This is a genomic window from Microbacterium sp. SA39, from assembly GCF_000967865.1.
Lineage (GTDB): Bacteria > Actinomycetota > Actinomycetes > Actinomycetales > Microbacteriaceae > Microbacterium.
Map to the genome: position 1 here is coordinate 367471 of NZ_JXRU01000039.1, position 13742 is coordinate 381212.

Here is a 13742-nt window from a genome sequence, read left to right on the forward strand (position 1 = left end):
ATGCGCTGGAGCCTGAACCCGCTCGGCTCGACCGGGCTCGCGGTCAGTCCGATCACGCTCGGCGGCGGTCCCCTGGGCAGCATGCCGGAGAACTTCGGCTACGAGGTGACGGAGGATGCCGCGGTCGCTCTCGTGAAGACCGTGCTCGACAGCGACATCCGCACCATCGACACCTCCAACGGATACTCGGGGGGCGAGAGCGAGAGGCGGATCGGACGCGGGATCACGGAATACGGCGGGGTGCCGGACGACGTGCTCGTGATCACGAAGGTGGATGCCGCGGGCTCCGACTACAGTGGCGAGCGAGTGCGCCGATCGCTCGCCGAGAGCAGCGAGCGCCTCGGCGTCGCGCCGCTGCCGCTGGTGCATCTGCACGACCCCGAGTTCCACGACTTCGCCGAGATGACGAAGCCGGGAGGAGCGGTCGACGCACTGGTCGACGCACGCGCCAGCGGCGACATCGGTCACATCGGTCTCGCGGGCGGTGACGTCCACGAGCTGGCCCGCTACCTCGAACTGGGGGTGTTCGAGGTGCTCCTCGTGCACAACCGGTGGACGTTGGTCGACCGCAGCGCCGGTCCCCTTCTCGATCGAGCCCGGGAGCTCGGCGTGGCGACCGTCAATGCCGCCGTTCTCGGCGGAGGCATCCTCGCCGATATGACGGGAACGCGAACGGACTACGGCTACCGTTCCGCACCGCCGGAGACGCTCCGCGGGATCTCCGCGATGCGCGACGCCTGCCGCCGATGGGACACTGACCTCGCGACCGCGGCGATCCGCTTCTCGACCCGCGACCCGCGCTTCGCCACTACGATCGTCGGCATCAGCAAGCCCGCTCGTATCGAGACCACGATCCAGGCTGCGACGGCCGACCTTCCCGAGGCCTTCTGGGACGAGCTCGAAGCGCTCCTCCCTGCGCCCGAGCACTGGCTCGACGCGGCATCCGCCCGCTGACCTCCCATCCTGCGCATCCCTCGAACTGAAAGAGAGACCCTGATGCCCCTCGTCCGCGTTGACATCCATGAACCGCTCGCGGCTCTCCGCCCGCAGATGAGCGAGGCGATCCACAGTGCGCTCGTCGACGGCTGGGAGATGCCTGCCGATGACCTGTTCCAGATCTTCCAGGTGCATCAGCCGGGCGATCTGTTCTACAGCCGTACGTTCCCCGACGCCGACCGCACGGACGTCGTCTTCGTGCAGATCCTGGCTTACACCGGCTACAGTCCGGAGGTCAAACAGCGCGGTGCAGAGTTGATCGCCGACCGGCTCGCAGCGCTCGGCATCAAACGCGACGACATCCTCATCGCGCTGTCCGAGAACGGCGACGGCGACTGGCTCGCTCCGTCGAAGGAGGCCTGACGTGCAGCGCGTGGACTTCCCGGCATCCTTCGTGTGGGGGACGGCGACCGCGTCGTACCAGATCGAGGGGGCCGCGAACGAAGACGGGCGGCTGCCGAGTATCTGGGACGCGTTCAGCCGCACGCCGGGGGCGATCGTGGGCAGTGACACGGGCGACATCGCCGACGATCACTACCACCGGTTCGGCGAGGATGTCGCGCTCATGGCCGACCTCGGCGTCGACGCGTACCGGTTCTCGATAGCGTGGCCGCGCGTGCAGCCGACGGGGTCCGGTGCCGTCAACCACGCGGGAATCGACTTCTACCGCCGTCTCTCCGACGCCCTGCTCGAACGCGGCATCACGCCTTGGGCGACCCTCTACCACTGGGATCTGCCCCAGCAGCTGGAGGATCGCGGCGGCTGGCTCGAGCGCGACACCGCCCACCGCTTCGCCGAGTATTCAGCGCTCGCGGTCGATGGGCTGGGCGACCTGGTCTCGAATTGGATCACCTTGAACGAGCCCTGGTGCTCGGCGTTCCTCGGGTACGCGAGCGGTCATCACGCGCCGGGGCGGCATGAGGGGTCACAGTCAGCGCACGCCGCGCATCATCTGTTGCTCGGTCATGGTCTCGCGATGCAGGAGATCCGTGCGCGCCGGCCCGAGGCGAAGGCGGGTATCACGCTGAACCTGTACTCGGTGCGCGCCGCGAGCGAGTCGGACGCAGACCTCGAGGCAGCCCGGCGCATCGATGGGCTCAGCAATCGTCTGTTCCTCGACCCGGTGCTCCGGGGCGTCTACCCTCAGGATGTGGTCGACGACCTGGGCGAGACGCGGTGGTTCGCCGAGAACGTGACCTCTGAGGACCTCGCGGTCATCGCCGCTCCGAACGACTTCCTCGGCATCAACTTCTACAGCCGTCATACCGTCGCGGCTGAGGCGAAGGAATCCGTGGCGGTGTCGACGGATGCCGCCGGCGCGGCGGCGACCGCGACGGCGCCCAGCGCGTACCCCGGCAGCGAGAGCGTGGTGTTCGTCGGGAGCGGCGCACCCCGTACCCAGATGGGCTGGGAGATCCATCCCGACGCGATGCTCGATGTGCTGGAGATGGCGAACGAGCGTGCACCGGAGCTCCCGCTGTACATCACCGAGAACGGGTCGGCCTACGAGGACGTCGTCTCGGGAGACGGTCGCATCCACGATGTGGAGCGCACCGACTACTTGCGCGATCACGTCGCCGCGTGCCGTGAGGCGGTCGCGCGCGGTCTGCCCCTCGGCGGGTACTTCGCGTGGACGTTGATGGACAACTTCGAATGGTCCTGGGGATACAGCCGACGCTTCGGCATCGTGCACGTCGACTACGACACGCAGGTGCGCACCCCGAAAGACAGCGCTCTCTGGTTCTCGACCTTCTTGGGCGGTGCGTTGGGGCGCTCACCGGCGTTCAGCTCGTCGGCATCGCGCTCACCCGAGGCGTGACGAGAGGTCTCCGGCGAGGTGACCGATCTCGCGCGCGGTCTCGCCGAGGCGTGACTGATCAGCGTCGAGGTCCGTCAGCGCCTCTTCTGGAGCGTCGTGTTTGCGGGCGATCCGCAGGTTCGAACGGAGGTTGATGATCGCGCCGGACAGACCGGCGCGAAGCGCCTCGACGGCCACCGCGAGATCGGCCAGCAGGTTCGGGTTGCCGATCTCGGCGAGCAGGCGAAGTTCAGGGAGCAACCGGATTCCGATGGCACCGAGCCGTGTGGACGATTCGGCCGCATCGAGCGCCGCATCCCGCACTCGACGATCGCGGTCCGGGTCGTCTGCCGGCAGTCCGAGTGCTGCCCCGAAGGTCGCGGACAAGACGCCGTCCGACTGGACGGCGGCCAGCACCTCTTCTCGGGTGCGGGCGAGTCGGCGGCCACATTCCTCCGCGCGCGGATCGTCGGGGGTGTACTCGGCGACCATGCGCAGCAGGGATGCCGCGATCCCCAGCATCACGCCGGATGCCGAGCCCCCACCGGGAGCTCCGTTCGGCTGAGCGAGCTCGGCCAGCCACCCGTCGAGCGGTGTGGATGTCGGCACGTCGGCGTCATGGTCCATGGGCGCAACACTAACCCGGCGTCGCGCGGTCCGCGCCTGAGTCAGACGAACATGACGCGGCGTGGGGTGCTGTCTTCGTAGGTGTGTCCGAGAGGGCTGCGCCAGGTGATGGTGCCGTCTGGGCGTTGGCGTGCGGTCCAGCGGTGCGCGTCGGGGACATCGGGGTGCTTGAGGGTGTGGTGTGACCGGCAGAGGTGGGCGAGGTTGTCGACCCGCGTCTGACCACCTCGGGCATGGTCGTAGGTGTGGTCGACGTCGCAGCGGTGCACGGGCATCCGGCATCCGGGGAATCGGCAGTGCTGGTCTCGGGCGCGCAGGAACCGTCGCATCCCCTCCGTCGGCGTGTAGGTGTCGGTCTCCCGCACCATCCCGTCCGGGTCGAGGAACAGTCGGCTCCACCCCGTGTTGCGCCCGGCGAGCTCTCGGGCGATGCCGGGGTGGATCGGGCCGTACCCGTCGAGCTCCGCGGGTCGATCATCCGCACCGGCGAGCGTGGAAGCCGCGATCGTGACCTGCACTCGGCCCTGGACGTTGTCGAGACCGTCGCCGTGGGCCGCACTGGGGTCGGCGGTGAGCAGCAGATCGGCGAACAGATCCGCTTGCACCTGATCCCACGTCCGGGTATCTGCGGGGATGTGCTCGACGTCGTCCTCCGGGTCCAGGGCGAACGTGTCACCACTGCAGATCACTCCGTCGCCGGAGACGACGTAGGGGTCGACGAAGGCATCCTCATAGGGATCGAAGTTCGTAGGGATCGAAGTTCGGGTCGTCCGGGGCGAAGTCGTCCACGGTGAGCCCCTCGCCGGACTCGTCGAACGCCCACGGGTCGAGCACCGGTTCCCGATCATCGCGCGTGTTCATGACCTGGCGGGCCATTCGGTTCAACCGGTCGGCGATCGCGTTGGCTGCCCACTCCGGGAGCACCGCGGTCAGCAGGGCGAGCCCGTCGCCGACGGAGCGGACCTTCACGCAGCGTTCCGCAGCTGCCCTCTTGTGCCGGTCGGTGACCGTCTCCCCGACCAGGGCCGCGGCGACCTGCTTCGCATGCGCCCTCGTGCGCGCCGCGGTCTCGCGTTCGGCGAACACCAGCACCGCGGTCTCGTAGAGGCCCATCACGTCGGGGTCGACCTTCTTGTTGCGGATCGCTTCCGACACGATCGCACTGGCTCGCACGATCTCCCGCACATGCCCGACACTCACCCGCCCGGCCGCGAACGCCGCCCGCACCTCCGGCAACGCCGTCGACACCACCAGGGCATCGGCGAACGCGTACTCGACAGACCCCGTCGGGATCCGCGACGCGGCGGCGAACTCCGCCACCATCGACCGGTGGATCGCATCTCGGTGGAACCCGTTCCCCGCGACATCCGACTCGTGGAAGCAGATCTGCTCGACCAGCACCTCCATCGCCTCGGCCTCGAGGACCGCGATCTGGCGCTTCTTCTCCACCCACGTCTCCAGCACGCGACGCCGCTCCTCCAGATCGAGGTCGAGATCGGTGCGCTGGGCCATACCTCCATATTAGAACATATGTACTAATATGGCAGTATCCTAGCTTGCCTCGTCACAGAACCCGGCGCACGAGCGCCAACGGCAGTTCGGCCGAGAGCTCAGCGCGGGTGCTCCCTCAGTTCCGCGGCAGCACGGTCGCCGCGATGACGGCATTCGCGATGACCGCGTTCGTCGTGCGGGCGACTGCGGAGGATGCCGCGGCGGCACCCCAGTCACCCCGCTCGAGTTCCTTGCCGCGGGTGTAGACGTCACCGTTGCACGGGATCTCCGCGTGGAACTGCGGCAGCGTGCCGCTCGCGGAGAGCAGCGCGATGCTCGCCGCGGTGCGCGGGTCGGGCGTCTCGCCGTCGATGAGGGCGGCGCGCACCCGCTCGATCAGCGACGCCCGCCGCTCTCGCGGCTTTTCCGCCAGGTACGACCACGCCGGGTCGAGCAGGACATCTGGCATGGCACCGTCGCCGATCGCCTCGACGCGTGTCCAGAGGGCGCGCTTCTCGGCTTCGGCCCGCCCGATGAGGGCGAGGTCGGTGAGCACTGCGCCGCCGAGCACGTAGAAGAGGATGTTCTCGCCCGCGATCGACCCGGAATCGGCTGGAAGAGCAAAAGCAGCACATCTTCGATGAGCAGCGGATCCCGCGACATCCGCGCGGCATCGGTAGTGCTTCCCGCCTCCGCTGCGGACTGGGGTTCGAGGTCATCGGACATGCGATTCTCCTTCGTCGGGCGTTCCGTCGGGTGTTGCGTCGTCTGTCGGCGCGGAGGCGGTCTCCGCTCCCGCCGCAAGAATGGTCGCGCGTGCCAGGACGTGAAGCTGCGCCTCGTTGTACAGCTCCCTGACCGTCTCGATGAACGTCTCCTGCGTCACCCGCATGCCCTTGGAAAGGTGCTCGGCGGGCTGCATCAGCCAGGGGTAGTCGGAGATGTGCTGCGCGAGCTGCGGGGCGAGGGCGACGGCGATGCGCTCGCGGGTGGCCTCGTCGGCGTCGGCCGGGAGGGCATCGAACTCATCGTTCATGTCGTCGGGCTCGTCCTGGACCATCTTCTTGACATCCGACATGGCCGACTCGTCGTACAGCTGCGAGTAGACCAGCATGAGTGACCGGTTGGGTCCGGACAGCTTTCCTGCGACGTCTTCGAACCCGGCCGGCACGTCGGTCGCCGTCGCCCCCTCGAGGATGGCCCGGATCTGTGCGCGCGCACGCTGCTGGCGATCGATGCTCGCTGCGAGGTCGGCATCGATCGCGAGCAGTGCCTGGCTGGAGTTCGCGCCGCTCTCGAACCCGACGGCCTCGATCTGCGCGTGGCGTTGTCAGTCTTGATCGGGCTTGACCCCTGTTCTGAGAACACAGTCTTGACTGCGTCTGAAGGCGGATGCCGACTCCCGGCGCCCGACATCGAGTGAGAAGAGACATGGACAACCCGTACCCCTGACTGCAGGACTTCATCGATCAGGTCCCCGACATCCTTCAGCCGTTGATGGTCGCGGCGGTCGCGGCCATCCCCTACATCGAGGGCGAGGGAGCAGCTGCGTTCGGCATCATCGCCGGCATCAACCCGATCGTCGCGGCGATCGCCGCGATGGCGGGGAACATCCTGTGCGTGATCGCGGTGGTGCTGCTCAGTTCGCGCGTTCGCGGCAGCATCGTGACGCGGCGCGCCGCGCGCGCCGAGTCTCAGCGGGCGACTGCCGCCGTCGGCTCGGGTTCGACCGCGTCGTCCCTGACGACCGTGACGGGCGACAGAGACCTCGGCGAGTCGTCCGGCGACGCAGGCTCGACCTCGACGCACAAGTCCAAAGGCCGGGAAAAGCTCGGACGCTGGCTGGTGCGGTTCGGTGTTCCCGGTGCGAGCCTCATCGCGCCCCTCGCTCTACCGACCATGCTCACGGCCGCGTTCTTCGTCGCATCCGGTGTGCGCAAAGAGTGGGTCATCCTCTGGCAGGTCATCGCGATCGTGCTGTGGACGGGCGCCGTCGCTGCCGCCGCGACCGGCGCCCTCGCACTCCTGGGCTGGTGATCGACTTACACTGTAAAAACACACGGGGCGTAAATGGGGGGAACCATGCGCGGATCAGACGAGTCTCACGGGCTCGATCGCCGGAGCCTCCTGCGAGGCACCGCGTGGAGCCTGCCCGTGATCGCCGCCGCCGTCGCCACGCCTATGGCCGCGGCCTCCACGCAGGACGGCGGCACGCTGTTTCTCACCGGCAACGCCTTCGCGGATGCCGGAATCTTCCTGGCTGGCACCAACTACAACGGCGCGACCTCGACGGTCGGCTACCCGATCAACTCGCTCCGGATCACGATCTTCCTTCCGGAGATCGACGGGATCGCGGACACGCTGGTGAACGCTTCAGCCAACTGGACGGCGTTCCGTGAGCGCAACGTCGTCACCCTGATGAACCGGATAGCACTGCCTGCCGGAGCGGAATCGGGCGACATCGGCAACGTGCAGATCACCGGGCCGTTCCCGGCCGGGAGCACTTACACGATCACCGTGGCGCCCGACACGGTCGAGACCGTCCTCGTCGGCAACCTGCAGTTCAACGGCACCTTCTAGCAGCAGGCAGTCAGGGCCGGACCCGCACCGTGCGTCCCTCGAAGGTCACGAGATCGCCGTCGTGCAGCTGTCGGCCCCGGCGGCGGTCGACCTCGCCGTTGACCATGACGTAGCCGTCGATCACGACCTCCTTGGCGTCGCCGCCGGAGTCGAGGAGTCCCGAGTACTTCAGGAACTGTCCGAGGCGGATCATCTCGCCGCCGATGGAGACGTCGTCAGGATCCGTGTTCGTCATCTCTGAATCGTATCCGCCGGACCGCTTCTCAGGCGTCGACGAAGCGGCGAACCGGCGGCAGCGGATGTCGCTGGTTCGGGGAGCCGTCACAGACCCTCTGCGTCGCGATGGACTTCGGTTCCCTCGATTGAACTGTCGGCAGCCGCGGACGAGATGCCGGATTCACCCCGCTGGAGAACCTCCGAGATGTGCGCACCGAGGATGCGGGGCAGGTCGAACGGAGTGAATACTTCTTCCAGCATGGATTGATACTGCAAACCGTCCCAGAGAGCGATGAGCCAGATTGCTTCAAATCGAGCATCTAGGTCGAGTCCGCGGTCCGAGGCTGTACGGGCGAACAGGTTCTCGAAGTAGGCGATGGTGCGGACGAACCTTTCCTGAAAATATCTGTGGACCGGATGCTTCGGCGAAACTGCCTCCGTGGATAGCACGGCGTACAACCCGATCAGTCCGCTTTCCACCTCAGCGTCACGAGTCGCCTCTGCTCCGATGGCGAGCAGTTCCTCCGCGGGATCGAGGAGGACGCCCGCGCGCCTGGCGACCAGCGCGTTATCGCGTTGCCGCATCACTTCAGCGAAGAGTTCGGTCTTGCTGGAGAAGTGGTGCCGAAGTGTGGAAGGCGCCACATTGACCCGCTCCGAGATCTCCTTCATCGTGGTTCCTCCGAACCCGTTCTCGGCGAATATCGCTATGGCGTCCGACACGATCGCTTCACGCCGACGATGCCCGGGTTCGTATCCGGTGCGATCCAAGAGGAGGGTGTCAAGCGCTAAGGCGGGCGGCCGGATGTTCGGCGTCACGGATTTGAATTCATCACCTCTCTCGATCCCGCGTGCGAAGAGAGCGGGAGGATTCATTTCGGGGAGGTAACGACTCATCACTGAAAATCCCTCCCAGACGGCCACCTGAAGTCGCACGTCGTCGGAGACCGAGCCTTCATCGGTCGCTGAACTCGGCCGAGAGACGAGTTCAGGTCCGATCGGTGAGGTCGAGAGGAGACGTTGATGATGTGCCATCGCCGCGGCGCGATCGGGCCCGGTCATCGCGCGAGAAAGGAGAATCGCCGACAGCGCCGCGTATCCGTCGACCTGATCCCACAGCCGTTCCGCCACGCCACTCGACAGGGCCTCCGATCCCATGGCAAGGCTGGTCTCATCGGCGAAAACGAGAGCGACCGCGTCCAGCAACGCTTCCTTCGAGGCGAAGTGCTTCAAGAGACCAGGGCGCGATATCCCGACTCGATCCGCGATGTTCTGGACCGACACCGACAGCACATCATCCTCCGCGAAGGCGCGTCGGCCTTCGTGCAGGATGCTCTGCCGGGTCCGCCAAGCAGCGTCGGCTCTGGTCTCTTGCGCGCTCCTCACGCTCACCATCCTGTCACGAGCGTGAAACATGATAGTTACATTCGACTCTATTTTCAGTTACTAACGCGTCTATATTCAGTTACAGTAAGCACCACACCTTCCGTCTGAAAATCTGAGGAGCACACCGTGACAGAGCAGTCCACGCCACCCCCCACTCGGTCCCTACCTGTGGGCCCCGTCTCCGCGGCCTATCTGCCCACCCTGGGTCTGGCGAACTTCGGCATCTACCTGGCTGTTCTGACACCGGTCTTCGTTTCACTCGCGTTCAAACTGAATCACGTCACGTCGAGCCGCGAGGAATCCCTCGGGGCGCTCAGCCTGGTGATGGGTGTCGGAAGCCTCTTCGCGATCATCTTCAACCCGCTCGTGGGGCGGCTCTCAGATCGCACGATGTCCCGGTTCGGGATGCGCCGCCCGTGGCTGATCGGGGGAACAGCGATCGGGTTCGGAGCCCTCGTCGTGATCGGTCTCGCCCCCAACGTCTGGGTGGTGCTCGCCGGGTGGTGCCTCGTTCAGGCATCCCTCAACGGTGCTCTCTCCGCACTCAACGCCACCATCGCCGACAGGGTCCCCGTCTGGCGCCGTGGTCTGGCATCCGGGATCATCGGCATCACGACCTCGCTGGGGATTCTCGGCGGAACGTTCGCGGTCAACTTCCTGGATTCCGACCTCACTCGATTCGCGGTGCCCGGCGCGATCGGATTGGCCTTCACCGTCCTCTTCGCTCTTCTGCTGAAGGACAGTGTTCGTCTGGTCCGCCCTGCCGATCGGTACGGCTTCAAGGAGTTCATCGGCTCCTTCGCGTTCAACCCCCGCAAGAACCCCGACTTCGGCTGGACGTGGCTCACAACGTTCTTGGTGATGTTCGGGTACGCCGGGGTCGCGACCTTCCTCCCGCTGTATCTCACCGACGACTTCGGCCTCTCCGAGAGCGACGCGATCACGGTCATCCTCATCGCCAACCTCGCCGCCGTCGGAGCACAAGCGATCTCAGGACCGCTCGCGGGGTACCTCTCGGACCGGTTCAACCGCCGAAAGCCGTTCGTGCTCGCCGCCGGACTCATCATGGTTGCAGGCCTCGTGGTCCTCGCCTTCGCACCCGACGTGAGCACCGTGATCCTCGGACAGGGCCTGATCGGATTCGGCATCGGCTCCTTCCTCTCGGTCTCTCTGGCCCTGGCGACACAGGTGCTGCCCGACGTCGAGGACACCGCGAAGGACCTCGGCGTGATCAACATCGCCAACGCCTTGCCGCAGTCCATCGCGCCCGCTATCGCCCCCGCTGTCATCGGGTTCGGCGCCACCACCGCGATCGGCGGCTACTCACTCTTCTACCTGCTGGGTGCCGCGGCCGCTCTCGCGGGCGCCTTCGTCGTCTACCGCGTGAAAGGAACCAAGTGATGCAGCGTCTCTGGAATCAGGAACATACCGAGGTCGACAGGAGCTACTTCGATACGGGCCGGAGCGTTGCGGAGCGAGTGGAGATTCTGCTCAGGCAGATGACCCTCGAGGAGAAGGCGGGCCTGTTCTTCCACACGATGATCACGATGGGCCCGGACGGGGATCTCTCCGATGGCGACAGGGAGTTCGATCTCCCCTCCAACAGCGAGTACGTGGTTGGCCGCCACATGAATCACTTCAATCTGCTCACCGGCGGCACCCCGGAGGCCATGGCGGCATGGAACAACAACATCCAGCGGTTGGCGGCGGGAACCCGACTCGGCATCCCTGTGACGATCTCGACTGATCCGCGTAACTCCTACAGCGACAACCCTCTGGCCGGCCTCCTGGCCGGTTCGTTCTCCGTCTGGCCGGAGGCTCTCGGCCTGGCGGCGACCCAAGACCCGGAACTGGTGGAGCAGTTCGCCGACATCGCCCGGCAGGAGTACATGGCCGTAGGCATCCGAGTGGCACTGCACCCGCAGGTCGACCTCGCGACGGAGCCGCGATGGGCGCGGCAGTTGGATACGTTCGGTGAAGATGCCGAGCTGACCAGCCGGCTCGTGACCTCATACATCCGCGGCTTCCAGGGGACCGAGCTCGGCACGAACTCGGTCGCCACCATGACCAAGCACTTCCCCGGAGGCGGTCCGCAAAAGGACGGTGAGGATCCGCACTTCGCCTACGGCCGCGAGCAGGTCTACCCGGGAGGGATGTTCGACCATCATCTCAAGCCGTTCATCGCCGCGATCGCCGCGGGGACGACGCAGATGATGCCGTACTACGGCATGCCGGTGGGAACCGAGCACGAAGAGGTCGGCTTCGGCTTCAACAAGTCCGTGATCACCACGCTGCTGCGGGAGAAGCTCGGGTTCGACGGCATCGTCTGCACCGACTGGGGGCTTCTCACCGACGCCGTCGTCGACGACGAACCGTTCCCCGCGCGCGCCTGGGGCGTCGAGCACCTGACTCCGCCCGAGCGAATGCGGAAAGCCATCGATGCCGGCGTCGATCAACTCGGCGGCGAAGCCACTCCCGACGTGCTTGTGGAGCTGGTCAGAGCCGGCGAGATCACGGAGGATCGGCTCGACGAATCAGCCCGCAGGCTTCTTCGCGAGAAGTTCACCCTCGGACTGTTCGACGATCCCTACGTGGACGAAGCTCGCGCAGCCCGGGTCGTCGGAGCACCCGAGTTTCTGGAGGCCGGTCTACGGGCGCAACGCGCATCGCTGACGTTGCTCACCAATCGCGAGACGGCAGCCGGTCCGATCCTTCCGCTGGCCTCCGGGCTCCGGCTCTACGTCGAGGGAATCAACGCGGCCGTCGCCTCGCAGTACGGCATCGTTGTCGACGAGCCCTCTGACGCAGACGTCGCCATCCTGCGCATCCACGCCCCGTTCGAGAAACGCTCCACGTCGTTCGAGAACTACTTCCATGCCGGATCGCTCGAGTTCTCCGCCGACCTGATCGATCACATCGATCGCGTCGCCGTCCACGTGCCCACCATCGTCGACGTCTTTCTCGACCGGCCCGCCATCCTCAGCCCGATCGTCGACTCGGCAGCTGCCGTCATCGCGAATTTCGGAGCGGCCCCCACCGCGCTCCTCGACGTCCTCACCGGCCACGATGCCCCCAGGGGCCGACTGCCCTTCGACATCCCGTCCAGCATGGAGGCGGTCGTCTCATCTCGTCCCGACGTGCCTTTCGACACCGTCGATCCGCTATTCGCGTTCGGCCATGGACTCACCTTCCCGGCCCGTCGCACCACCCCGGCCTGATCACACCAACCCCAACCCCGCCACCGAGACCGACCAAGGAGACCACATTGCTCACGCTCGAATCCGCCGCTCGTCGCTTCAGCGAGAAGTTCGCGACATCTGCGCGGCTCACCGCGGAAGGACGGGCGGTGATCCCCGGCGGATACAGCCGCACATCCTTCAACTTCGGCCCGCACGCCGTGTTCGTCGAGAGCGGCCACGGTGCCTACATCGACACGGTCGACGGTCACCGACTCCTGGACCTGAACAACAACTTCACCGTCAACATCCTGGGTCACGGCAACCAGGCGATCAGCGATGCGCTCGTCACGGCCATACCCTCGGGGACGTCGTTCGGCAACCCGGTCGCGGAGGAAGCGGAACTGGCGCGGATCCTCATCGACCGCGTCGCCTCGATCGACATGGTGCAGTTCTCGTGTTCAGCGTCAGAGTCCGTGATGAGTGCCGTTCGCGTTGCGCGCGCATTCACGGGAAGAACCCTGATCGCGAAGTTCGAAGGGGGCTACCACGGCTTCACCGACCCGGTCAGCGTGTCCGCCCACCCGCACGGCGGAGAGGAATACGGGTCCGACAGCAACCCCCGCCCGGTCGCCGACAGTGAAGGCATCCCCGCCGCGGTCGTCGAGCACGTGGTCATGCTCACGCAGAACGACGACGCAGGAACCGAACGGATCCTCCGCGATCACGCCGACGAACTCGCCTGCGTCATCGTCGAACTCGAAAGCGGCGCAGGCGGCCACGTCGTCCTGCGCGAGGACTTCGTCCAGATGCTACGTCGTGTCACCGCGGAACTCGGCATCCTGCTCGTCATCGACGAGACGATGACCCTGCGGGCCTCGTTCCACGGCATGCAGAACACATACGGTATCGATGCGGACATCACCGTGATGGGAAAGATCATCGGCGGCGGGCTACCGCTCGGGGCAATCGGTGGCCGCGCAGACATCATGAGAGTGCTTGCCGACGGCCGCGTGCCGATCTCCGGGACGCACCACGGGCACCGGCTCGCGCTGATTGCCGGCATCGCGTGCATGACCGCACTCGACGAAGTGGCGTACGACCGTCTCAACTCCATGGCCGCACGCATCCTGTCCGAGGTGGGTGAGTGGACCGCCGCACGGAAAAGCCCGTTCACGATCTTCGGGAGCGGCTACTCGTCTCTCGCCTATGCGTATTGCGTGCAGCCAGGGATGACCGTGCAGACCCAACGCGATCACTGGCGCAACGTCGATGCCGAGAAGACACAGACATTCTCGCTCGAACTTGCGAATCGAGGCTTCTTCCCCGTCGCCCGTGGTGAGTTCTCGCTGTCGCTGGCGATGACCGACGACGACATCGCGTCTTACATCGAGACGGTGAAGGAGATCATCATCGACATCGAGGCCTGAATCCGGCCACACCGCCGGCGCGAGTTCACCGTGAGCAGGCGG

15 protein-coding genes are annotated in these 13742 nt (G+C 66.2%); 8 read left to right on the top strand and 7 right to left on the bottom strand.

Going from position 1 to position 13742, the window contains the following annotated elements:
• From RS85_RS18180 to RS85_RS18190, 3 genes are read left to right on the top strand one after another with little or no spacing between them, the layout of a single operon-like run.
• Complete coding sequence (locus tag RS85_RS18180; RefSeq protein ID WP_200894869.1) at positions 1–954, top strand: aldo/keto reductase; 954 nt, start codon at positions 1–3, stop codon at positions 952–954.
• A 42-nt stretch (positions 955–996) separates the two neighbouring features.
• Positions 997–1359, top strand: coding sequence for a tautomerase family protein (locus RS85_RS18185; protein WP_046014837.1), 363 nt, complete (start codon positions 997–999; stop codon positions 1357–1359).
• 1 nt (position 1360) lies between these two features.
• The gene (locus tag RS85_RS18190) at positions 1361–2815 is read left to right on the top strand and encodes a glycoside hydrolase family 1 protein (protein WP_046014838.1); all 1455 of its coding nucleotides are present in this window, start codon (positions 1361–1363) and stop codon (positions 2813–2815) included.
• Here RS85_RS18190 and RS85_RS18195 read toward each other — a convergent pair.
• The 5 genes from RS85_RS18195 to RS85_RS18215 all read right to left on the bottom strand — a co-directional run bounded on the left by RS85_RS18195 (position 2801) and on the right by RS85_RS18215 (position 6083).
• Entirely contained in the window at positions 2801–3421 is a 621-nt protein-coding gene (locus tag RS85_RS18195; RefSeq protein ID WP_046014839.1) for a cyclodeaminase/cyclohydrolase family protein, read from the bottom strand. The genes RS85_RS18190 and RS85_RS18195 overlap by 15 nt on opposite strands.
• A 41-nt stretch (positions 3422–3462) precedes the next feature.
• The gene (locus RS85_RS18200) at positions 3463–4110 is read right to left on the bottom strand and encodes an HNH endonuclease signature motif containing protein (RefSeq protein WP_052703642.1); all 648 of its coding nucleotides are present in this window, start codon (positions 4108–4110) and stop codon (positions 3463–3465) included.
• A 40-nt stretch (positions 4111–4150) separates the two neighbouring features.
• Positions 4151–4933: a DUF222 domain-containing protein gene (locus RS85_RS18205; RefSeq protein WP_046014840.1), complete on the bottom strand. Its 783-nt coding sequence runs from the start codon at positions 4931–4933 to the stop codon at positions 4151–4153.
• Between the two features lie 115 nt (positions 4934–5048).
• Positions 5049–5483: a GPP34 family phosphoprotein gene (locus RS85_RS18210; RefSeq protein ID WP_052703643.1), complete on the bottom strand. Its 435-nt coding sequence runs from the start codon at positions 5481–5483 to the stop codon at positions 5049–5051.
• A 144-nt stretch (positions 5484–5627) separates the two neighbouring features.
• Positions 5628–6083 (bottom strand): hypothetical protein, encoded by a 456-nt coding sequence (locus RS85_RS18215; protein WP_052703644.1) that lies wholly within the window; start codon positions 6081–6083, stop codon positions 5628–5630.
• Positions 6084–6409: 326 nt separating this feature from the next.
• On the opposite strand from RS85_RS18215, the gene RS85_RS18220 reads away from it, so the two are divergent.
• Positions 6410–6949, top strand: a complete 540-nt coding sequence (locus tag RS85_RS18220; RefSeq protein WP_052703645.1) for a hypothetical protein — start codon at positions 6410–6412, stop codon at positions 6947–6949.
• Positions 6950–6994: 45 nt separating this feature from the next.
• Entirely contained in the window at positions 6995–7492 is a 498-nt protein-coding gene (locus tag RS85_RS18225) for a hypothetical protein (protein WP_046014842.1), read from the top strand.
• Positions 7493–7502: 10 nt separating this feature from the next.
• Here the strand turns inward: RS85_RS18225 and RS85_RS18230 are convergent, their stop codons facing one another.
• On the bottom strand, positions 7503–7727 hold the full coding sequence (locus RS85_RS18230) for an RNA-binding S4 domain-containing protein (RefSeq protein ID WP_046014843.1): 225 nt from the start codon (positions 7725–7727) through the stop codon (positions 7503–7505).
• A gap of 86 nt (positions 7728–7813) precedes the next feature.
• A complete protein-coding gene (locus RS85_RS19130) occupies positions 7814–9124 on the bottom strand; it encodes a TetR/AcrR family transcriptional regulator (protein WP_052703646.1) in 1311 nt (436 codons plus the stop codon).
• A gap of 96 nt (positions 9125–9220) precedes the next feature.
• Here RS85_RS19130 and RS85_RS18240 point away from each other — a divergent pair, with 96 nt between their 5' ends.
• The 3 genes from RS85_RS18240 (at position 9221) to RS85_RS18250 (ending at position 13700) form a co-directional block, all read left to right on the top strand.
• Positions 9221–10495 (top strand): MFS transporter, encoded by a 1275-nt coding sequence (locus RS85_RS18240; protein WP_082087711.1) that lies wholly within the window; start codon positions 9221–9223, stop codon positions 10493–10495.
• Positions 10496–10593: 98 nt separating this feature from the next.
• The gene (locus RS85_RS18245; protein ID WP_235282485.1) at positions 10594–12312 is read left to right on the top strand and encodes a glycoside hydrolase family 3 protein; all 1719 of its coding nucleotides are present in this window, start codon (positions 10594–10596) and stop codon (positions 12310–12312) included.
• Between the two features lie 47 nt (positions 12313–12359).
• Positions 12360–13700, top strand: a complete 1341-nt coding sequence (locus RS85_RS18250) for an aspartate aminotransferase family protein (RefSeq protein WP_046014846.1) — start codon at positions 12360–12362, stop codon at positions 13698–13700.
• Positions 13701–13742 lie beyond the last annotated feature (42 nt).

What these genes read in the sequence shown, in the direction of transcription:
- RS85_RS18180 (WP_200894869.1), top strand. Translation starts at nt 1, where the DNA reads ATGCGCTGGAGCCTGAACCCGCTCGGCTCGACCGGGCTCGCGGTCAGT.
- RS85_RS18185 (WP_046014837.1), top strand. Translation starts at nt 997, where the DNA reads ATGCCCCTCGTCCGCGTTGACATCCATGAACCGCTCGCGGCTCTCCGC.
- RS85_RS18195 (WP_046014839.1), bottom strand. Translation starts at nt 3,421, where the DNA reads ATGGACCATGACGCCGACGTGCCGACATCCACACCGCTCGACGGGTGG.
- RS85_RS18205 (WP_046014840.1), bottom strand. Translation starts at nt 4,933, where the DNA reads ATGGCCCAGCGCACCGATCTCGACCTCGATCTGGAGGAGCGGCGTCGC.
- RS85_RS18220 (WP_052703645.1), top strand. Translation starts at nt 6,410, where the DNA reads ATGGTCGCGGCGGTCGCGGCCATCCCCTACATCGAGGGCGAGGGAGCA.
- RS85_RS18225 (WP_046014842.1), top strand. Translation starts at nt 6,995, where the DNA reads ATGCGCGGATCAGACGAGTCTCACGGGCTCGATCGCCGGAGCCTCCTG.
- RS85_RS18230 (WP_046014843.1), bottom strand. Translation starts at nt 7,727, where the DNA reads ATGACGAACACGGATCCTGACGACGTCTCCATCGGCGGCGAGATGATC.
- RS85_RS19130 (WP_052703646.1), bottom strand. Translation starts at nt 9,124, where the DNA reads ATGTTTCACGCTCGTGACAGGATGGTGAGCGTGAGGAGCGCGCAAGAG.
- RS85_RS18245 (WP_235282485.1), top strand. Translation starts at nt 10,594, where the DNA reads ATGACCCTCGAGGAGAAGGCGGGCCTGTTCTTCCACACGATGATCACG.